General features: G+C 40.9%; 22 protein-coding genes. All 22 read right to left on the bottom strand.

Annotation, left to right across the window (positions count from 1 at the left end):
• Positions 1–21: 21 nt before the first annotated feature.
• The 22 genes from fliL to sucD all read right to left on the bottom strand — a co-directional run bounded on the left by fliL (position 22) and on the right by sucD (position 19,934).
• On the bottom strand, positions 22–450 hold the full coding sequence (gene fliL / locus M1D81_RS08185; protein ID WP_456265092.1) for a flagellar basal body-associated protein FliL: 429 nt from the start codon (positions 448–450) through the stop codon (positions 22–24).
• On the bottom strand, positions 447–662 hold the full coding sequence (locus tag M1D81_RS08180) for a flagellar FlbD family protein (protein WP_008344794.1): 216 nt from the start codon (positions 660–662) through the stop codon (positions 447–449). Before M1D81_RS08180 ends, fliL begins: the two co-directional genes overlap by 4 nt.
• 37 nt (positions 663–699) lie before the next feature.
• The gene (gene flgG, locus M1D81_RS08175; protein ID WP_073205183.1) at positions 700–1,494 is read right to left on the bottom strand and encodes a flagellar basal body rod protein FlgG; all 795 of its coding nucleotides are present in this window, start codon (positions 1,492–1,494) and stop codon (positions 700–702) included.
• Between the two features lie 17 nt (positions 1,495–1,511).
• Positions 1,512–1,958 (bottom strand): flagellar hook assembly protein FlgD, encoded by a 447-nt coding sequence (gene flgD, locus M1D81_RS08170; protein ID WP_456265093.1) that lies wholly within the window; start codon positions 1,956–1,958, stop codon positions 1,512–1,514.
• On the bottom strand, positions 1,958–3,286 hold the full coding sequence (locus M1D81_RS08165; RefSeq protein WP_456265094.1) for a flagellar hook-length control protein FliK: 1,329 nt from the start codon (positions 3,284–3,286) through the stop codon (positions 1,958–1,960). The genes flgD and M1D81_RS08165 overlap by 1 nt, the downstream gene beginning before the upstream one ends.
• On the bottom strand, positions 3,287–3,988 hold the full coding sequence (locus tag M1D81_RS08160; RefSeq protein ID WP_456265095.1) for a MotE family protein: 702 nt from the start codon (positions 3,986–3,988) through the stop codon (positions 3,287–3,289). It abuts the gene before it with no gap.
• A 12-nt stretch (positions 3,989–4,000) separates the two neighbouring features.
• On the bottom strand, positions 4,001–4,444 hold the full coding sequence (gene fliJ, locus M1D81_RS08155; RefSeq protein ID WP_024424173.1) for a flagellar export protein FliJ: 444 nt from the start codon (positions 4,442–4,444) through the stop codon (positions 4,001–4,003).
• Positions 4,445–4,452: 8 nt separating this feature from the next.
• Entirely contained in the window at positions 4,453–5,769 is a 1,317-nt protein-coding gene (gene fliI, locus M1D81_RS08150) for a flagellar protein export ATPase FliI (protein ID WP_024424174.1), read from the bottom strand.
• On the bottom strand, positions 5,766–6,530 hold the full coding sequence (gene fliH / locus M1D81_RS08145) for a flagellar assembly protein FliH (protein WP_456265096.1): 765 nt from the start codon (positions 6,528–6,530) through the stop codon (positions 5,766–5,768). Before fliH ends, fliI begins: the two co-directional genes overlap by 4 nt.
• Positions 6,523–7,539, bottom strand: coding sequence for a flagellar motor switch protein FliG (gene fliG / locus M1D81_RS08140; protein WP_024424176.1), 1,017 nt, complete (start codon positions 7,537–7,539; stop codon positions 6,523–6,525). The genes fliH and fliG overlap by 8 nt, the downstream gene beginning before the upstream one ends.
• An 11-nt stretch (positions 7,540–7,550) precedes the next feature.
• Positions 7,551–9,143 (bottom strand): flagellar basal-body MS-ring/collar protein FliF, encoded by a 1,593-nt coding sequence (fliF, locus tag M1D81_RS08135; RefSeq protein WP_456265097.1) that lies wholly within the window; start codon positions 9,141–9,143, stop codon positions 7,551–7,553.
• A gap of 49 nt (positions 9,144–9,192) precedes the next feature.
• A complete protein-coding gene (fliE, locus tag M1D81_RS08130; protein ID WP_076839565.1) occupies positions 9,193–9,510 on the bottom strand; it encodes a flagellar hook-basal body complex protein FliE in 318 nt (105 codons plus the stop codon).
• A gap of 11 nt (positions 9,511–9,521) precedes the next feature.
• Entirely contained in the window at positions 9,522–9,974 is a 453-nt protein-coding gene (gene flgC / locus M1D81_RS08125) for a flagellar basal body rod protein FlgC (RefSeq protein ID WP_024424179.1), read from the bottom strand.
• Entirely contained in the window at positions 9,974–10,363 is a 390-nt protein-coding gene (gene flgB / locus M1D81_RS08120; protein WP_034623641.1) for a flagellar basal body rod protein FlgB, read from the bottom strand. Before flgB ends, flgC begins: the two co-directional genes overlap by 1 nt.
• Positions 10,364–10,651: 288 nt before the next feature.
• The gene (gene codY / locus M1D81_RS08115) at positions 10,652–11,431 is read right to left on the bottom strand and encodes a GTP-sensing pleiotropic transcriptional regulator CodY (RefSeq protein WP_007499612.1); all 780 of its coding nucleotides are present in this window, start codon (positions 11,429–11,431) and stop codon (positions 10,652–10,654) included.
• A gap of 34 nt (positions 11,432–11,465) precedes the next feature.
• On the bottom strand, positions 11,466–12,866 hold the full coding sequence (gene hslU, locus M1D81_RS08110) for an HslU--HslV peptidase ATPase subunit (protein ID WP_024424180.1): 1,401 nt from the start codon (positions 12,864–12,866) through the stop codon (positions 11,466–11,468).
• 16 nt (positions 12,867–12,882) lie between these two features.
• Positions 12,883–13,428 carry an ATP-dependent protease subunit HslV gene (hslV, locus tag M1D81_RS08105; protein WP_024424181.1) on the bottom strand — a complete coding sequence of 182 codons (546 nt, stop codon included), beginning with the start codon at positions 13,426–13,428 and terminating at the stop codon, positions 12,883–12,885.
• A 14-nt stretch (positions 13,429–13,442) separates the two neighbouring features.
• The gene (gene xerC / locus M1D81_RS08100; RefSeq protein ID WP_456265098.1) at positions 13,443–14,360 is read right to left on the bottom strand and encodes a tyrosine recombinase XerC; all 918 of its coding nucleotides are present in this window, start codon (positions 14,358–14,360) and stop codon (positions 13,443–13,445) included.
• 62 nt (positions 14,361–14,422) lie between these two features.
• Positions 14,423–15,727, bottom strand: coding sequence for an FADH(2)-oxidizing methylenetetrahydrofolate--tRNA-(uracil(54)-C(5))-methyltransferase TrmFO (trmFO, locus tag M1D81_RS08095; RefSeq protein WP_456265099.1), 1,305 nt, complete (start codon positions 15,725–15,727; stop codon positions 14,423–14,425).
• 70 nt (positions 15,728–15,797) lie between these two features.
• Complete coding sequence (gene topA / locus M1D81_RS08090) at positions 15,798–17,873, bottom strand: type I DNA topoisomerase (RefSeq protein ID WP_456265100.1); 2,076 nt, start codon at positions 17,871–17,873, stop codon at positions 15,798–15,800.
• Between the two features lie 192 nt (positions 17,874–18,065).
• On the bottom strand, positions 18,066–18,968 hold the full coding sequence (gene dprA, locus M1D81_RS08085) for a DNA-processing protein DprA (RefSeq protein WP_456265101.1): 903 nt from the start codon (positions 18,966–18,968) through the stop codon (positions 18,066–18,068).
• A 63-nt stretch (positions 18,969–19,031) separates the two neighbouring features.
• Positions 19,032–19,934: a succinate--CoA ligase subunit alpha gene (sucD, locus tag M1D81_RS08080; RefSeq protein ID WP_007499624.1), complete on the bottom strand. Its 903-nt coding sequence runs from the start codon at positions 19,932–19,934 to the stop codon at positions 19,032–19,034.
• Between the last annotated feature and the right edge of the window lie 13 nt (positions 19,935–19,947).

Below are 19,947 nucleotides of genomic sequence, written 5' to 3'. Positions count from 1 at the left end.
CATCGCGTTAATTAATCGCCTCTATTGCAGATTAAAGGAGGTTATATATACTTCTTTCACCTTGCCATCTTGCAAATAGTTATTCACTTTGTTTTTGACTTGTGTTTTAAAATGTTCTCTGCCTTTTTTGCCATCAAGTTCATCTGCATTCGTGTCTGATAAAATGTCGATGACAGCATCTTTTACTTGGAAACTTCTTTTCTCAAGCTCTGATTTTGCTTTTTCAGAGTCCGTTTCAATATTCAGGACAAGTTTGACAGCATTTCCTTCAGATTTTAAATTGGTGATAATCTCAGGAATTTCAACAGAAGCTTTTACAACTTCATCTGCTGTTGGCTCTTTTTCGGCTTTTGCTTCGTCTGACCCATTCAGCAGAAAAACGATGCCTGCTCCAATTCCGACGATGGCAATAATCATGATTAGCATTACTACGACTAATTTCTTCTTCATTCAAACTCCTCTATTCCTTGATTCAATGAAATGACTTGGATTTTTCTGTAGAAAGAAATGATTTTCTCTTGAAGCTGCTCTTCATCTTCTTTCACAACGAATTTCTTTCCATTGGCCAAAGTAATGGTCGTGTCTGGAAAACTTTCGATTTGCTCGATATGGAGAGCGTTCAGCATAAATCCTTTGCCATTTAATCTTGTCACTTCAATCATATTAAGCAGAGAAGCGAGCATCCGCTCCCCCTACCTCCTATCGTTTCAGATTCACAAGCTCTTGCAGAATTTCATCAGATGTTGTGATCGTCTTTGCATTCGATTGGAATCCACGCTGCGCGATAATCATTTCGGTAAACTCATCTGTTAAATCAACGTTTGACATTTCAAGTTTCCCTGTTTGAAGTTCACCTGTCCCTTGACTTCCAGGAGCGATGGCATTACTTGGCGCACCGGAACTGAGCGTTTGGCGGTATAGGTTATCCCCAATCTTATCTAATCCTCCTGCATTACTGAATGACACAAGTGATATTTGCCCAACAGTACGAGAAACGTTGTTCTCAACAACAGAAACGGTCCCATCTGGCCCAACACTGACACTTGACACATTGTCGCTTGGAATGTTGATTCTTTGCCCATCCATGCCAAGTAGATAGTTTCCATCAGGTGTTGCCAAATCCCCATTTGAATCAGGTTTGAAGTTCCCTGTTCTTGTAAATAGGATTTCACCTTGCTTTTGAATACGGAAGAACCCATCTCCATTAATATAGAAATCATATGGTTCGTCTGTATTTTGAGAAGAGCCTGGTTTCATGATTTTATCAATAGAAGATAAAGATGATCCTAAACCAACTTGTTTTGAGTTAATTGAACCAGAGTTGTTCGTCGGTCCGCCTGAACTTGAAATGGTTTGACTGACCATATCTTTAAACGTGATACGGCTCTTTTTGTATCCATGTGTATTGACGTTGGCTACGTTATTGGCTACCACATCTAATTTTGTTTGGAAGTTTTTCATTCCGCTAATTCCTGAGTAAAGTGAGCGTAACATTTATTTTCCTCCTCGAATTACTTCGTTTTTTCTCCAACTGCTGTAACATCCCAAGGGCTGATTTTCGTTCCATCTTCTAAAATCAAGAAGTACTCGTTGTCTATGTTTTTAACAGACTTCACAGTGCCCGATATCTCTTTATCATCCAATTTGCCCGATACTTCTTTACCAATCCAGCCTACATACGTCGTAAACGGATCTTGGTGTGCAACAAATGTAGACATGAGCTGATTCAGCTTGGTGATCGAATCGTTCATATTGGTTTGCTGTTCTAAAGATGAAAATGTCGCAAGCTGCGTGACAAACTCACGGTCATCAAGCGGGTTTGTCGGATCTTGGTTTTGAAGCTGTGTGAGCAAAATTTTCAAGAATTGATCTTTGCCGAGCGTATCTGTTTTCTTTTCTGCTTTCGAAGAAGTGTCTGCTTGTGCGGCTGTTCTATTCGTAGCATCAACTGTTGCCATTAGATCTCCTCCTCTTCTTCATCTGACCCAACAAGAGCATCCAGCATATCTTGGAATTCTGCTTCCTGTTCATCAGTCTGCTGGAAATTCTGTCCTTTTGGCTGCTGCTGCTTGTTTTCTTCGTTAAATTGTTGCCCAAATAACGGCTGCTCATTTGATTGAAGCGGTATATGGAAACGGTCCACTTGAACCGACATATTTGGAAGCGCCTGCTTAAGCTGCGGCAGATGATGCTCTAACAGCTCTTTCGCTGCTTGCGTCGAGGCTGTAATTTTACTCGCATACATACCGTTTTGCTTCGTTAGCTGAATGGTAATAAACCCAAGATTTTCAGGATTTAATCGAACGGTAAAGCGTCCGCTTGAATTGCCAAACGGCGTGAATTTCATTTGCTTCCACGTGTTTAGAATTTGCTGATCAACTGTTCCCGGCTTTTCATCAGTCGTTTGTGTCTGCTGAACAGGAGCCGCTGACTGCAGTTGGAAAAACTGCATATGACCTGGCAAAAGTGTATGGGTCATTATTTTTTCAGAAGCTGGTGCAGCAGCGCTTTGTCCTTTAACGACTTCTTTTTTGATGAGCCACTCAAGAGATGCATTCCCTTTTGCCGGAGAAGCGAGTGTAGATTCTTGTTTTGGAGAGATTAGTTCCTTCAACTCTCCAAGTGAAATTTTCCACTCTTTGTCAGACCCTTTCGCATTCGCCATCATATGGTCGATTAACTGATTAAAGTGCTTTAGCTCACTTTGAGTCATCGAATTCAGCTTTGGCGCTGAACCCTGCGAAAAGAACTGCTCTTTTACTTGCTGAATGAGTTTCTCATCTACCCCGTTTTTCGAAAGGAAGTGGATAAAGTCTTGACCTTTTCCTTCAATATCCTGCACAAGTTTCGCATCAAAGCTTGGCGGCTGTTGATTGAGCAATTGATAGATGAAGAAGTGGACTTGTATGAGCTGTTCACTATGTTCAGAACCTGGCTTTTCAGCTTGATCACCGTAAATGGAAGATTCCATTTTTTGAAATAATTCTTCAAGCGATTTGAGATCAGATGATTCAAGCGTTTGGCCTTGTAGTGTTTGAAGCGCACTTAGTAGGTCTGCGCTCATTCCTTCTTCAGGTGACTGCATCCATTTTTCAACAATTTGCAGCGCATCATTGATAGAAAGAGAGGCAGCAGCGGCTGTCTCAGCATGAACAGGACCGCTTTGAGCGCCTGCTCCGCTAAGCAATTGTTTAAATAAACCTCGTGCAGATGCCGCGCCGTCTCCTTTTAGCCCTGAGAGACCTTGAGAAGATTGCTGTAAGGCTCCAATATCCAATAGCTTCACTTATTGTCCACCCCCATTTTCACTTTCTTCTTTTTTGGCAAGCTCTTTTGTAAACGTTGCTGCCTTCTGAGGTGTCAGTTTTGCTAATATGTCTGTCAGTTTATTTTTGCTCAGCTCTTCAAGGATTTTTAACGCCTCTTTATCACTTAATTCTGATAAAATTTTGGCGGATTTCCCTGGGTCCATGCTTTCATAAATGCTGGCGACCTTTCCTTTTGTCTGCTGATTAGAGGATGCCGCTGCATCAGAGGACGCCCCTGCTGAGTTATTACCTGACGTGTTATTTGATGAGCTGTTATTTGATGAACTGTCATTAGCTGACGTATTCTTTGCATCATTTCCAGATGTTTTTTCAAGTGAGTTGATTTTTTGGTTGAGTCTTTTAATCTCTTCATCACTTGTTTTCAAATCTTTTTGTGCAATTTCGAGTTCATTTTTTTGCTCTTTAATGGTCTTTTTCAGTTCTTTCAACTCTGCATCGCTTTGATCTTTAGGTGAAGATGACGTTTTTGAGGTGTCATCTGAACCAACCAAGCTGCTGATCCCCGGAATGTTTTGGAGCGGTTTTTTTAGATCAAAACCTGCCATATAAAGGATCGTGCCAGTGACAATCACAAGCACAATCAATGGGATGATGACAATAAACAAGATCCATTGAAATTTCCCGCCGCCTGATTCCTTCGTTTTTTCCTTCTTAGGCATTCATCTCGACTCCTAATGTCCTTGAAACATGAATTGGCTGATAGAGATATCATCCATTTCTTTCATTTCAATTGCCTTATGTTCAAGGGAGAACTTTTCAAATTGCTTTTCTTTCATTTTTTCAAACTTTTTAAACTCAATGTTTTTTTCAGTTAAATCAGATTGTTTTTCATTCATTTGATGGCGTTTCATGATCACAAGCTGCTGATAATGCTGGATGGTGTTATCTAAGTTGGTCACAAATTGCTGGTAATGACGCATTTCTTGAACACTCATTCCACTTCTCAGCTTTTCTTCTTTGCTTTTTTCCATTAGCTCTTTTTTACTCATATTTTCATAGAGTTTTTCAGCTACTTGCTCAAATGCCGAAACGGATTGTTGGTATGCTGCGAGTGACTTGTCTTTTTCACTTTCTTTCAGTTCTAAGAGCTTTTGAAATTTGTATTGATATCTCACTGTTTTTGTCAATCCTCTCTATTCATCAAACTGAGCAATAAACTCACACTGTCTTCAATAGATACAGCCTCTTCTACATCCTGCTTCAAAAATGAAATCAGATGAGGATAAGCCTGCATGGCCTCATCAATATCTTTGGAGGAGCCTTTTTTATATGCTCCAATATTAATGAGGTCTTCAGCGTTTTGATAAGTGGATAAAAGCTGGCGGAACCGGTTAGCCGCTTCCTTGTGATCATGACTTGCGATATTGCTCATGACACGGCTGATACTTTTCAGAATGTTAACAGCGGGAAATTGTCCTTTGTTGGCTAGGGCACGATCAAGTACAATGTGCCCGTCAAGAATCCCCCTCACTGTATCAGCGATCGGCTCATTCATATCGTCCCCATCAACAAGCACTGTGTAAAACGCTGTGATGGAACCAAGCTGATTTGTTCCAGTTCGTTCGAGCAATTTTGGCAGTATAGCGAACACTGAAGGTGTATATCCTTTTGTTGTTGGCGGCTCGCCAGTTGCGAGTCCTATTTCCCTTTGCGCCATGGCGACCCTTGTAACAGAATCCATCATGAACATGACATTTTTGCCTCTGTCCCTGAAATATTCCGCAATAGCTGTTGCTGTATACGCAGCTTTCAGTCTCGTCAGTGCAGGCTGGTCAGAAGTTGCGACGACAACAATTGATCGCTTCAGTCCTTCAGCACCTAAATCCTTTTCAATAAACTCACGAACTTCACGGCCACGCTCTCCAACAAGGGCAATGACATTCAGGTCTGCTTCTGTCTGCTTTGCGATCATCCCCATTAAGGTACTTTTTCCAACACCGCTTCCGGCAAAAATCCCGATCCTTTGACCAGTGCCAACTGTGAGCAGACTGTCAATGACTCTAACACCAACACCCATCTTTTCTCGAATAGGCGGCCTGTCCATCGGATTTGGAGGTGACTGATCTGTTGAAACAGGTGCAAGTCCCTTTGGAAGCATACTGCCATCAAGCGGATCACCGAAGGCATCAACGACTTCACCAATTAATCCTGTCCCTACTTTGACCTTCAGCGACTCTCCCGTCGCTTCAACAAGACTTCCTGGTGAAATATTGGATGCTTCAACATAAGGCATGAGCAGAATGTTTTCATCTCTAAACCCTACGACCTCTGCTTTTATCGGATGGTGCTTGCTCCCTTTTTTATGAATGAGACATACATCACCGATCGAACTCTCCGGCCCCTTAGATTCAATCATCAGCCCAACCACTCGATTGACTTTACCAAATCGTTTATAAGGATCGGCGGTTTCAATCGTTTCTTTTAGCACATCCATTTTCATTTGTGATCACCTGAATCAATGACTTCTAATAATTTTTCTTTCAACTGATTCATTTGGGTGTCAACACTCGCTTCCACTTTTCCAAAACTTGTTTCTACGTAACAAGTTCCTTTTGGCGCTTTTTCATCCGAGTAAATGGCAAGGTGTGTATCCTTTTGAAGGATTCTAATCAATTCGTCTTTATATTCCATCACATGCTCGTAATGTTCAGGATCAACATAGATGGAAATATCATCATATTCTTTCACTTCTGCAATGACCTGCTTCACAAGAGCCAAAAATTGATCTTTCGTGTCCTCAGCTGCATTCCAAACGCGTTTGGCGAGTTCAAAAGCGAGTTCCACAATTTGCTCAGCAGAGCTTTCAATTTTTTCTTCGTAATCCTGCCTTGCAAGACTGACGATGTCATTTGCTTGATCAAGAATAGCTTGGTACTGCATTTTCGCATCCGCTTCGCCCTTTTGGAAGCCGTCTTGATAACCTGCTTGTTTCGCGTCTTCAATGAGCTGCATTCTTTCTTCTTCAAAATCAGTTCTGCGCTGATTGATTTCAGCCATTGTTTTTTCCAGTTCACTGTTCGCTTGTTCTAATATGCGGCTCGCTTGATCTTCTGCATCACTAAGTACTAGCTGCGATGCTTCGGTTTCATTGACAAGCTCTTCTTCGTGATGTTCTCTTTTAAAGTTTACTTGCTGTAAAGGAATCGTTTGCCGTCCTTGTTCAGGAATAACAGATGTTATATGTTTGATAATCCTAGACAATGATATCGTCTCCTCCGCCTCGAGCTATGACGATTTCTCCAGCTTCCTCAAGTCGTCTTACAATGCTGACAATACGGGTTTGTGCTTCCTCGACATCTCTAAGCCGGACAGGCCCCATAAACTCCATTTCTTCTTTGAATGTTTCGACCATCCGCTGTGACATGTTGCGGAAGACAATTTCTTTGACCTCTTCGCTTGCCACTTTGAGTGCGAGCAATAAGTCATCATTTTCAACATCTCTGATGACGCGCTGAATCGCTCTGCTGTCAAGAGTGACAATATCTTCAAAGACAAACATACGTTTCTTAATTTCATCCGCAAGCTCTGGATCTTGAATTTCGAGTGTGTCTAAAATGGTCTTCTCCGTAGCACGGTCTACACCATTTAGCACTTCCACAACCGCTTCGACTCCGCCTGTTTGCGTATAGTCCTGCGTAAAGGTTGAAGAGAGCTTTTGTTCAAGAATACGTTCCACCTCATTGATGATCTCTGGAGATGTGCGGTCCATTAAGGCAATACGTCTTGCAACCTCAGTTTGCACTTCCTCGCCTAACTCAGATAAAATTTGTCCAGCCTGCACTGGATCCAGGTAGGAAAGGATAAGTGCAATCGTTTGTGGATGCTCATGCTGGATAAAGTTTAAAATTTGTTCTGGCTCAGCCTTTCGAGCAAAATCAAATGGTTTCACTTGAAGAGAGGATGTCAGCCTGTTTAAGATGCTGTCCGCTTTATCCTCACCAAGCGCTTTTTCAAGCACTTGTCTTGCGTACATAAGACCGCCCTGCGATATGTAGTCCTGCGCGATGGCAATGCTGTGAAACTCTTCAATGACTTCATCTTTTTTAGCAGTATCTACACTTCGTACATTGGAAATTTCTAATGTTAATTTTTCTATTTCGTCTTCAGACAGATGTTTGTATACAGATGCTGACACGTCTAGCCCTAAGGAAATCATTAGGATTGCTGCTTTTTGTCTGCCTGTTAGTCGATTTGGATCTTTTCTCGACATGTGTATTCCTCCTAATCCTCGGACAGCCAGCTGCGTAGCAATTTAGCAAAGTCTTCTGGTTTTTCTTTTGCCATTTTTTCAAGCTGATTTTTTCTCACCATTTCTTCTGTTTCTGGCTCAGTATCAATATCAGGAACATCGATTGGTGTACGTTCATCAAACTCAAACTCTTCTTCCTCATCTCTTCTACGCTTGCGCACAAGAAGAATGATAAGAGCGATAATTGCAAGTAGAAGCACACCGCCTACAATATAAACCCAGATTGGAATATTGTTTGAAGGGTTATCTGCCGCAGTTTGCTGTTTACCGTCTAATTTTGATACAGATAAAACGATTTTGTTATCTAAGTCTGCTTGAGTGAGCGCTTGACCATTTGTGTATTCTTTATCAATCGATGTGCTAATGATCGTTGAAAGAATCTTTTTGATATCATCTTGTCTTTCAGCCGTTAAAGAGTTTACATCGTTTGCAGTTGGTGGTTCGACCAATGCTTGAATGCCAACATCTCTAATTTTATAAGGACTTTCTTTGATATCTTTATGAATGCGGTTGACTTCATAATTGATGCGATCTTCGCTCTTTTCGTAATCTCCGCTTCCATTCGCTCCATCGGCACCTTGATAATTTGTGACATCATCGTCACCTGTTCCAGCAGTGCCTCCAGCTGCTGCGCCATTACCTGAATAAGTTTCAGCAATCTTTTCAGCGCTGACAGCAATCCCCTGCATGTTTTCTTTATCAACAGGTTCTACAAGGTCTTCTTTTCTTTTTTCTTCAGTAAAATCAATGTCTGTTGTGACCGATACAGCCACTTTATCTTGACCCATCATTGTTCCGAGCAGCTGCTGAATTTTTCTTTGAAGATTCTTTTCGATTTCCTCTTTTTTCTGCTGCTGTGCATCCATTCCACTTGCATAAGAATCGGAGCTGGTGTTTAAGTCGTAGTAGTTGGAATCTTGGTCCATAATGACAATGTTTTCTGTTTTTAAATTCGGCACACTTTTTGAAATAAGATGATAAAGGCCTTTTACTTGCTGCGGTGTGAGTGTGTAGCCCCGCTCAACTTGCAGCACAATGGATGCTGATGCATTACTTTGCTCTTCTCCAACAAAAACGGAATCTTTTGGCAGGTTAATCATCACTTTTGAATCTTTAATCCCATCAATCGTGTTGATCAGATTGGATAGTTCTGTCTGAGTTGCGTCTACTTTCAGAACATCAAATTCATTATCTGTTAAACCGAAGCCTGAATTATTTGCAAAGAAGGAATAATCAATGTTGCCTGTCTTAGGAAGCCCTTCGGATGCGAGTGTTACTTTTAAAGAATCTGCTTGCTCTTCTGGAACGAGAATCGTTGTTCCGTTGTTTGCAAGTTCCGATTTAACGTTTTTGCCATCTAGTTCCTGTTTGATTTGTCCAGCTTCTGCCTCAGACAAGTCTCTAAAGAGAGGAACCATTTTTTCAGAAGAAGCAAAGATGCTAACAACCGTAATAATGATTGCTAGGGCAGCAACGCCGCCAATCATGAGTATTTTTTGTAATTTTGATCGATTTCGCCAAAACTCAACTGTTTTTGTTCTTAATTGCATTAAAGTACGATTCATCTTAACCCCCGGTCATTCCATTCAGTCTTTTTTTGTCCACCAGCACCTCCTACATCTGCATTCTCATAATCTCTTGGTACGCTTCAACTGCTTTATTTCGAAACTCTGTTGCAGCTGTGAGTGTAACACTCGCTTTTTGTGAAGCAATCATGACTTCATCGAGATTGACATCTTTTCCTTGTGCAAGCGCATTTGTATACTGGTCTGATTTCAGCTGTGATTGATTTAATGCCTCAATGGAATTCTTCAGCACATCAGAGAAATTCGTTTGACTTTTAGGCGCAGCCGCCTGGACGGGCGATGCATTCGTCAATTCACTTGCTTGTTGAGCAGTTTGAAGCTGGAAAGGAGATATTGCATTAACCAATTGTTTTCACCTTACTTTCCTATTTCTAAAGCTTTCATCAGCATGCTTTTGTTCGCATTTAGAGCAGTCACGTTTGCTTCATATGATCTTGAGCTGCTGATGAGGTCGACCATTTCTTTTAATGGATCGACATTTGGCGTTTGAACATATCCATTTTCATTGGCATCGGGATTTGTAGGATCATATTGAAGGTTGAATGGAGTTTCGTCTTCAGTAATCTTTGTTACTTTGACACCGTTTCCTAATTTGCCGCTCGAATTCATACTTGAGTTCAATATAGATGAAAATGATTCACCTGACGGCTGTAATGTGACAAGCTTACGTCTATAAGGCTCCCAGTTGCCATCAACCTGTTTAGCTCTTGTTGTATCCATATTTGCAAGGTTTGAGGATACAACGTCCATTCTGAGCCTCTGTGCCGTTAATGCTGAGGCCGAAGCGTTCACTCCTGAAAAAATCGACATCACTTACCTCCTGTCAAAACTGTTTTAAGAGAATTGAATTTCCCGCTCATTCTTTCCACCAGTGCATTATACTGAATTTGGTTTTTAGCGAGTTCACTCATCTCTTGATCAATATCGACATTATTTCCGTTTTCTTGATAAGAAGTACGGTTGCTCGAAACAACTGAATAATTAGACCCTGTTTTTGAAAAATCAATGTGACCTTGGTATGTTTTTTTAGCATCTAATTTGATTGACGCATCATTTAGCATGTCATGGAATGTGACGTTTTTCGACTTGTAGTTCGGTGTATCTATATTCGCGATATTATTGCTTATGACTTTTTGCTTAACATTCGCTCTGCCCAAGGCATTCTCAAGGTTGCTTATCGTTCCAGAAAATATATCCAAAACCATATACCTCCAATCATATGTATTTCATTCCATTTAATCATGTCGAGATTTGTAAAACCATATGTTCATTGTAAGAAATAATAGGATTAAAGTCTATGATGTATATGTAAAAAAAACTCGTAATATATATCTATTTTACGAATAGGTATAAAGACCTAGATTCAAAGCACTACAGATTTGTAAGGGGTTTCTTGAAAAAAAGAGTGACATTTTTCGCACAAATCCTCATTTTTTCACATAAAAAAACCCTTTTCAGCATTTATTTCGGCCAAAAAGGGTTTTTGATTAATGAGATTTTAAATTTTCCAGTTCAATTAAAAATTTGTTGTTTAACACTTTGATGTACGTTCCCTTCATTCCAAGAGAACGAGATTCGATTACGCCTGCACTTTCTAACTTACGTAAGGCGTTTACGATCACTGAGCGTGTGATCCCTACACGGTCTGCAATTTTACTTGCAACGAGAAGACCTTCGTTTCCATCAAGCTCTTCAAAAATGTGCTCAATCGCTTCAAGCTCACTGTATGAAAGAGAGCTAATCGCCATTTGGACAACTGCTTTGCTTCTTGCTTCTTCTTCGATTTCCTCTGCTTTTTCGCGAAGAATCTCCATTCCAACAACTGTTGCCCCGTATTCAGCAAGAATTAAATCATCATCTGTGAATGTATCTTGCAAACGGGACAGGATTAGCGTACCTAAACGATCTCCTCCGCCGATAATTGGAACAATTGTGGTTAAACCTGATTGGAATAAGTCCCGGTTTTCAATCGGGAAAGCTGTATATTCACTGTTAATATCAAGGTTTGAAGACGTTTCAGGGACATTGAATAGACTCTTTGTATATTCTTCAGGGAACTGACGATCTTCAAGCATTTTTTTCATACGTGCATTTTCAATCTGTTGATTAATGGAGTAGCCAAGAAGCTTTCCCCTTCTGCTTAATACGAAAATGTTTGAATCAATGACATCTCTCAGTGTTTCTGCCATTTCTTTGAAATTAACTGGTTTCCCCGCTGCATCTTGCAGCATCGAGTTAATAATCCTTGTTTTTTGTAGTAACGCCATAATAATGATCCTCCTAGATTACTTTATTCATTTGTTAAAGTATAAATTGACTTAAATCTTTGTTATTTGCAATCTTTCCTAGCTTCTCTTCGACATACTGAGGGGTAATGGTCACTGTCTCCATCGTAATATCAGGCGCCTCAAATGAAAGCTCTTCAAGCAGCTTTTCAAGTATGGTATGAAGCCTTCTTGCACCGATGTTATCTGTCTCCTGATTGACATGATAAGCCACTTCGGCAATCTTATGAATAGCATCGTCAGAAAATTCAAGAGATATACCTTCTGTTTCAAGTAAAGCTTTATATTGCTTTAATAATGCATTATCTGGTTCCGTTAAGATTTTCACAAAGTCTTCTATACTTAATTTATCTAATTCTACACGGATTGGGAAGCGTCCCTGAAGCTCTGGAATCAAATCTGATGGCTTTGCCATATGAAATGCACCTGCTGCAACAAACAGCACATGATCAGTTTTAACGGCTCCATATTTCGTCATCACAGTTGAACCTTCTACAATCGGTAAAATATCACGCTGAACCCCTTCACGAGAAACATCTGCAGATGATGCACCACCGCTTTTGGCGATTTTGTCGATTTCATCGATAAAAATAATTCCTTGCTGCTCTGCTTTGTAGACCGCTTCCTGACTGACTTCATCCATATCAATCAGTTTTGAAGCTTCCTCAGCCGTTAACGCCTTTCTTGCTTCTCTGACAGTCAGCTTTCTGCGTTTTTTCTTTTTAGGCATGAGATTGCCGAGCGCATCCTGCATGTTCATACCCATTTGCTCCATACCCGAGCCTTGAAGCATATCAAACATGGAAGGCTGCTGTTCTTCTACTTCAATCGTAACGTAATGATCTTCAAGTTCTCCCATCGCCAGCTGATGAGCGATTCGCTTTCTTGTCGATTCGAGTTCCACTTCTTCATTTGAATGATCTCGATCACGGTCATCTTCATCAGAACCGCCAAACAGCATCTCAAACGGATTTTTCACAGACTGGCTTTTTTTCTTGCCAGGAACAAGTAAATGAACAAGCCGTTTATTTGCTTGTTTTTCTGCTTCCTCTTGAACATCTTTCATCTTTTCTTCTTTGACGAGTCTAATCGCTGTTTCAACTAAATCTCTCACCATGGACTCTACGTCACGGCCGACATAACCCACTTCAGTAAATTTCGTCGCTTCCACTTTAATAAAAGGCGCACCAGAAATTCGAGCAATTCTGCGGGCAATTTCTGTTTTCCCCACACCTGTTGGACCGATCATTAAAATGTTTTTAGGAACGACTTCATCCTTTAGCTTATCATGCAAAAGACTTCTTCTGTAACGGTTTCTTAAAGCCACCGCCACTGCTTTTTTCGCATCAAGCTGACCAATGATGTATTGATCAAGCTTTTCAACTATCTCTCTTGGGGTGAACGGCTTTTTCTCCATACGTCTCATGTCCTTTCTATTCAAGCTCTTCTAAAGTGATTTGATCGTTCGTGTAGACACAGATTTCTCCGGCCGTTTCAAGAGCGGCCTTTGCAATTTCTCTCGCTGAGAGATGATCACCTGCATGGGTTTTGAGTGCTCTCCCGGCGCTAAGCGCATAGTTGCCGCCTGAGCCAATGGCCAAAATCCCATCATCTGGTTCGATGACCTCTCCTGTTCCAGAGACGAGCAGGATGCTTTCTTTGTTCATGACGATGAGCATAGCCTCAAGCTGTCTTAGCATCTTGTCACTTCGCCATTCCTTCGCTAGTTCTACGGCTGCCCGCTTTAAATTACCACCATATTCTTCAAGCTTTGTTTCAAACTTTTCAAAGAGTGTAAAAGCATCGGCTACAGAACCTGCAAAACCTGCAAGCACCTTGCCTCCGAAAAGACGGCGCACTTTTTTTGCTGTGTGTTTCATCACGACAGCCTGCCCGAAAGTGACTTGACCATCGCCAGCCATTGCACTTTTTCCTTTATGCTGAACGGCAAAGATGGTTGTTGCATGAAATGATGACATGAAAAAACCTCCTTTTAGGATCGTTTAAAAGCCCTTGGGTGATGAGACATGTACGTGTTTCTTAAAGAATCTTTTGATACATGCGTGTACACCTGTGTAGATGATAAATTTGAATGACCGAGAAGTTCTTGAACACTTCTCAAATCCGCCCCCTCGTTTAAGAGATGCGTGGCAAAGGTGTGCCTTAACATGTGAGGATGGATATGTAATGTACCTGACGCCTTTTTCATTAATTCAGTGAGAATGAATCGTACACCTCGGTCTGTAAGAGGCGTCCCGCGCTGATTCAAAAACACATGAGTATCAGCGCGGTCTTTCCCTTTAGATTTCAGCTTCTGCCTTCCATCCTCTAAATAAGTAATGAGCGCTTCATGAGCATATGACCCAAAAGGAACATACCGCTGCTTGCTGCCTTTCCCATGAACAAGCACTGTATCCATCGATAAATCAAGATCAGATTCTTTTAATGAACATAACTCACTAACCCTCATACCTGTTGCATAAAGAAGCTCTAAAATGGCTTGATTTCTTTGCCCAAGCGGTGTACTGATATCAGAAACTGTAAAAAGCTCTTTTAGTTCCTCTTCATACAAAAATGAAGGAATCCGCTTATCCTGCTTAGGTAAGCTAACGAGTAAAAAAGGATTTTCTTTCACAAGCTGTTCTCTTAATAAAAATTTATAAAAGCTGCGAAGCGCAGAGACTTTCTTACTAATCGTTCTTCTTGTCAGGCCTTTTTCATAAGCTTCTGTTAAATAAATTCTCGTATCTTGATAGGATACCTCTTCAAAACCGTCTATTCCTTGAATGTTCATAAATCTGACAAACTCTTCAATGGCTTCTGTATATCCTGAGATCGTTAAAGCTGAATAGTTTTTTTCAATTTGCAGATATTCAATGAATAAGTGGACAAGACGCTGTTTATTCGTCATTTTTACACCTCTTTAAGGCTTTTAAATGGTATCACATATCTTGCTTTCCGTGCAATGTTTTACTACAGAGATTTCGAAATAGTTTGAATAGTTTCGATTGCGCGCTTAGCGTACTCTGCATAACGTTCTTGTTTGTTTTTAATTCGAACACCTAGATCTTTCAGCAAACCAAAATTCGCATTCATCGGCTGGAAGCTTTTCTTGTTTGTCGATGTGATGTAGTGAGCCATACTGCCAATCGCCGTTTCCTCAGGAAGTGTCACAAGCTCTTCTCCTTTGACAAAACGAGCGGCGTTAATGCCAGCCACAAGTCCGGACGCGGCAGACTCGACATACCCTTCAACGCCTGTCATTTGTCCAGCAAAGAATAGATCACCTCTATTTTTAAACTGATAAGTCGGTCTTAAAAGGCTTGGCGAGTTAATAAATGTATTACGGTGCATCACGCCGTAACGAACAATCTCTGCTTCCTCAAGACCTGGAATCAAACGGAATACTTCCTTTTGATCGCCCCACTTCAGATGTGTCTGGAAGCCAACGATGTTATATAAAGTACCTGCTGCATCATCCTGTCTTAATTGAACAACAGCGTAAGGTCTTTTTCCTGTTTTCGGATCTTCCAGTCCTACTGGCTTCATTGGACCAAACAGCATCGTTTTCTTTCCTCTTTTCGCCATGACTTCAATCGGCATACAGCCTTCAAAGAAGATTTCTTTTTCAAATTCTTTTAATGGCACAGTTTCAGCAGAAATGAGCGCCTCATAAAAACGATCGAATTCTTCTTCTGTCATTGGACAGTTTAAATAAGCGGCTTCGCCTTTGTCATAGCGTGATTTCAAGTACACCTTATCCATATCAATGCTGTCTTTTTCTAGAATTGGTGCTGCTGCATCGTAGAAATAGAGATATTCTTCTCCTGTTAACGATTTTAATTCTTTTGAAAGTGCTTCTGATGTCAGCGGGCCAGTCGCGATAATTGTCGGACCTTCTGGAATGCTTTGCACTTCTTCTTGAAAGACAGTAACATTCGGATGATTTTTCACACGGTCTGTCACGTTTGCTGCAAATTCATGACGGTCTACTGCAAGCGCGCCGCCAGCAGGAACTGAGCTTTCATCTGCTGCTGCGATAATGGCTGAATCTAAATGACGCATTTCTTCCTTTAATACACCTACTGCATTTGTCAAAGCATTCGCACGCAGTGAGTTGCTGCATACAAGCTCCGCAAATTTATCTGTGTGGTGAGCCGGCGTTTGTTTCACAGGTCTCATTTCATATAAATTAACTTTAATTCCTCGTTTAGCGATTTGCCATGCAGCTTCACTTCCAGCTAACCCGGCTCCGATCACATTTACAAATTGACTCATTGTACAACTCTCCTATTTCGTAAAGTCTGTTTGATGACATAAAAAAGCAGGTGAACAAGGCTGCTCACCGCTATTTTTGTTGTTCCTCTTTATAATCACAGTTCACACATTGAACTTGAACGCCTTTTTTCAGCTTTTTCTCTACAAGCATATTTTCGCATTTTGGACACTTTCTTTCAATTGGTTTGTCCCAAGAGACGAATTCACACTCTGGAAAACGATCACAGCCGTAAAAAATGCGGCGTTTTTTTGATTTTCGTTCAACAATGTTTCCTTCATGACACGACGGGCATTTGACACCGATATCTTTGACAATTGGTTTTGTGTTACGGCAGTCAGGAAAGTTAGAGCACGCCATGAACTTGCCGTATCTACCCATTTTGTACACCATCGGATGTCCGCACTCTTCACAATCAACACCTGCGTATTCCGGCTCAATCTCAACTTCTTGCATCTCTGCTTCAGCTTTTTCTACCCGTTTGGCAAAGTCTTGATAGAAGCTGTCGATAATACGAACCCATTCGACCGTACCTTCTTCAACACTATCAAGTTCCTTTTCCATTTTCGCTGTAAATTCAACGTTAATGATTTCAGGGAAGAATTCAATGATTAAGTTGAGTACAATCTCTCCAAGCTCTGTCGGAGTAAATCGTTTGTTATCAAGTGCGACATAGCCGCGCTTTTGAATCGTATCTAATGTTGGTGCATACGTAGATGGACGGCCTATACCGAGCTCTTCAAGTGTTTTGACCAATCTTGCCTCAGTGTAACGCGGAGGCGGCTGTGTGAAGTGCTGTTCAGGTTCGATATCTTTTGAAAGAACTGTGTCCCCTTCTTTCAGATCAGGAAGCATTTTGTCCTTTTCCTCTAGCTGGTCGTCCTTTCCTTCCACATAAACCTTCATAAACCCAGGAAATTTCACTTTACTTCCATTCGCACGGAAAGTAAGACCGTTGTGATCAAGGTCCACACTCATTGTATCAAGAACAGCCGGCGCCATTTGGCTTGCCACGAATCGTTCCCAAATCAATTTGTACAGACGAAGCTGATCGCGGCTTAGCACGTGCTTGACATCTGCCGGTTTTCTTAACGTAGAAGTCGGGCGGATGGCTTCGTGAGCATCTTGTGCATTTTCATTCTTTTTAGCTGTTCGTTTTGTTGTGTTTAAGAAATTCTTGCCGTACGTCTGATCAATGAAGGCAGATACTTCTTCAATCGCTGTATTGGAAATACGTGTTGAGTCCGTTCTCATATATGTAATGAGACCGACTGTACCTTCCTTACCAAGATCAATTCCTTCATATAATTGCTGTGCAATCATCATTGTCTTTTTCGCACGGAAATTTAATTTTCTTGCAGCTTCCTGCTGTAAAGTTGAAGTCGTAAACGGAACAGCTGGATTACGTTTACGCTCTTTTTTCGTTACTTTCTCTACAGAGAATTTGCTTCCTTTTAATTTCGAAAGGATTTCTTTTACATCTTCTTTTGTTTTCAATGGATGTTTTTTGCCATTGAGGCCAAAGAAACTCGCTTCGAAGCTTTCTTTTCCTTTAAGGAATGTACCATCAATTGTCCAGTATTCTTCTGGTTTAAATTCATTAATTTCTTTCTCGCGATCAATAATCAGGCGGAGTGCAACTGATTGAACACGTCCTGCACTTAAGCCTTTTTTCACTTTCTTCCATAAAATCGGACTGATTTTATACCCAACGAGACGATCTAAAATCCGTCTTGCCTGCTGCGCATCAACTAAGTCCATATTGATCATACGTGGATGCTTAAAGGAATCTTTAATCGCATCCTTTGTAATCTCGTTAAACACAACGCGGCAGTCAGAAGAGAGGTCAAGGTCAAGACTGTGGGCTAAATGCCAAGCAATCGCTTCTCCCTCTCTATCGGGGTCAGCTGCGAGATAGACTTTCTTTGCTTTTTTCGCTGCTGTTTTTAATTCTTTTAAAACTGGGCCTTTCCCGCGAATCGTAATATATCTCGGTTCGAAGTCATGCTCAGTATCAACACCGAGCTGACTTTTCGGTAAATCCCTTACGTGTCCCATTGAAGCTTTTACTTTATACTTTTTTCCTAAATAACGCTCAATCGTTTTCGCCTTTGCTGGCGACTCAACGATGACTAAATAATCAGCCATACTTAAAATCCCCCTTAAGAGGTGTTCTCTCTTTATACATTTCACAATTCATATTTATGTTAATTGCACCTATCTAACAGGCAATCATTAAAAATTCTTTATGATGAACATCATTATAAACACGAAAAACAAAGTGTAAACTTAAATCCTCACTATTATTAAATATTCCGATGTCTTTTGTCAAACGATATTTTATGAGAGTTCAGTATATTGAACGCTGTGAAAGGAGAATTCCTCTAAAATATCCTTTGTGGAATGAACAAGCTTTGCCCCCTGCTGAATGAGTCTTGCAGGACCTGTGGAATTAGAATCAAAGATGGAGCCGGCAACCGCAAATACTTCTTTGCCTTGCTCAAGCGCTTGATAGGCTGTAATAAGAGAACCGCTCTTTTCTTTGCACTGAATCACGATGGTCCCTTTCGTCAATGCACTAATTAAACGATTTCTCATTGGAAAATGCCACTTTTCTGGTTTGACATAAGGCGGATGCTCTGACAAAAGCAAATGATGTTCGCCCATGTATTCAGCCATTTGCACATGTTCTTTTGGGTATAAATGCTGAAAGCCGCCTGCTATAATGCCGATTGTTTTCCCTTTTTTCCTGATGCACTCTTTATGTGCCAGTCCATCGATTCCTTTAGCTAAACCACTGACAATCATCCACTCTTCCTTGACAAGCTCACCAACAATTTTCTTCACACATGCTTCTCCATAAGACGATGGAACTCGCGTGCCGACTACACCTAAACTTTTTTCTTCATTTAAGTATGATACGTTTCCTTTTAGGAATAACACAGGGGGAGGATCATAAATATTTTTTAGTGTGCTGGGATATAAGGGTGATGTGATGGGAATCATGTGAATGTTTTGCTTTAAATAGGCTTGAACGATGTGTTGAAAAATGGGGAATTCATTTTCTTCAGCTTGTTTTAAGCGGGTAAAGTCGATCGTTTGTAATGCTCGATCCTGTTTAAAATGATGTGTTTCTTCATTTATATATAGTTCAGGATCGACTTTCCACCATTTTGTCAGTAATGAGGGTGAGATGAGGCCTTTTAAGCGGTGAAAAATCATTCTTTCGGACACGTTGTACATACCATTCCTCCAGTTTAAGATAGAAAGAAGAAGACTTGTCAAAGAACAAGTCTTCTTGTGTCATTAATGCGTTTTACAAGCTTCGAAGAGATTCTTCTCTTTTAATACTTTAATCAGTGTTTCTCCCATGACAGATGGTGTTTCTGCCACTTCAATTCCACATTCACGCATTGTTTTTACCTTTTCATCAGCTGTTCCTTTACCACCAGAAATTATAGCACCAGCATGTCCCATACGTTTTCCTGGAGGCGCCGTTTTACCGCCAATAAAGCCAACGACTGGTTTAGTCATATTCGCTTTTACCCATTCAGCTGCTTCTTCTTCAGCCGTTCCGCCGATTTCACCGATCATAATCACAGCATGCGTTTCAGGGTCTTCATTAAATGCTTTTAAAACATCAATAAAGTTTGTCCCGTTTACCGGGTCCCCCCCGATTCCTACAGCTGTCGATTGACCAACGCCAGCTTCTGAAAGCTGATGTACCGCTTCATATGTAAGCGTTCCAGAACGAGAAACAACACCCACATGACCTTTTTTATGAATGTAGCCGGGCATAATACCAATTTTACATTCTTCAGGTGTGATGACACCTGGGCAGTTTGGTCCAACTAGTCTTGTCTTTTTCCCTTCCATATATCGTTTCACTTTGACCATGTCAAGCACTGGAATATGTTCAGTGATACAAATGACGAGATCGACTTCTGCGTCAACAGCCTCTAAAATGGCATCTGCTGCAAATGGTGCTGGTACATAGATAACAGAAGCGTTTGCTCCAGTTGTCTGCACTGCCTCAGATACAGTATTAAATACAGGAACTCCTTCTACTTCAGTTCCACCTTTTCCAGGTGTGACACCGCCAACAATATTTGTCCCGTACTCAATCATTTGTTTTGTATGGAACAATGCGGTTGAACCGGTGATCCCCTGAACAATTACTCTCGTATTTTTATTAATAAATACACTCATTTAGGTTCCCTGC

The organism is Bacillus sp. JZ105 (assembly GCF_053903125.1).
This window is presented reverse-complemented; position numbering and strand designations above follow the sequence as displayed.

Coding starts and splice junctions, on each gene's coding strand:
- codY (WP_007499612.1), bottom strand. CDS start 11,431: ATGGCGTTACTACAAAAAACAAGGATTATTAACTCGATGCTGCAAGAT.
- flgD (WP_456265093.1), bottom strand. CDS start 1,958: ATGGCAACAGTTGATGCTACGAATAGAACAGCCGCACAAGCAGACACT.
- flgG (WP_073205183.1), bottom strand. CDS start 1,494: ATGTTACGCTCACTTTACTCAGGAATTAGCGGAATGAAAAACTTCCAA.
- M1D81_RS08160 (WP_456265095.1), bottom strand. CDS start 3,988: ATGCCTAAGAAGGAAAAAACGAAGGAATCAGGCGGCGGGAAATTTCAA.
- fliG (WP_024424176.1), bottom strand. CDS start 7,539: ATGTCGAGAAAAGATCCAAATCGACTAACAGGCAGACAAAAAGCAGCA.
- xerC (WP_456265098.1), bottom strand. CDS start 14,360: ATGACGAATAAACAGCGTCTTGTCCACTTATTCATTGAATATCTGCAA.
- fliL (WP_456265092.1), bottom strand. CDS start 450: ATGAAGAAGAAATTAGTCGTAGTAATGCTAATCATGATTATTGCCATC.
- fliF (WP_456265097.1), bottom strand. CDS start 9,143: ATGAATCGTACTTTAATGCAATTAAGAACAAAAACAGTTGAGTTTTGG.
- M1D81_RS08180 (WP_008344794.1), bottom strand. CDS start 662: ATGATTGAAGTGACAAGATTAAATGGCAAAGGATTTATGCTGAACGCT.
- dprA (WP_456265101.1), bottom strand. CDS start 18,968: ATGTACAACGTGTCCGAAAGAATGATTTTTCACCGCTTAAAAGGCCTC.
- hslV (WP_024424181.1), bottom strand. CDS start 13,428: ATGTCATCATTTCATGCAACAACCATCTTTGCCGTTCAGCATAAAGGA.
- fliI (WP_024424174.1), bottom strand. CDS start 5,769: ATGAAAATGGATGTGCTAAAAGAAACGATTGAAACCGCCGATCCTTAT.
- flgC (WP_024424179.1), bottom strand. CDS start 9,974: ATGTCGATTTTTTCAGGAGTGAACGCTTCGGCCTCAGCATTAACGGCA.
- hslU (WP_024424180.1), bottom strand. CDS start 12,866: ATGGAGAAAAAGCCGTTCACCCCAAGAGAGATAGTTGAAAAGCTTGAT.
- sucD (WP_007499624.1), bottom strand. CDS start 19,934: ATGAGTGTATTTATTAATAAAAATACGAGAGTAATTGTTCAGGGGATC.
- trmFO (WP_456265099.1), bottom strand. CDS start 15,727: ATGAGTCAATTTGTAAATGTGATCGGAGCCGGGTTAGCTGGAAGTGAA.
- topA (WP_456265100.1), bottom strand. CDS start 17,873: ATGGCTGATTATTTAGTCATCGTTGAGTCGCCAGCAAAGGCGAAAACG.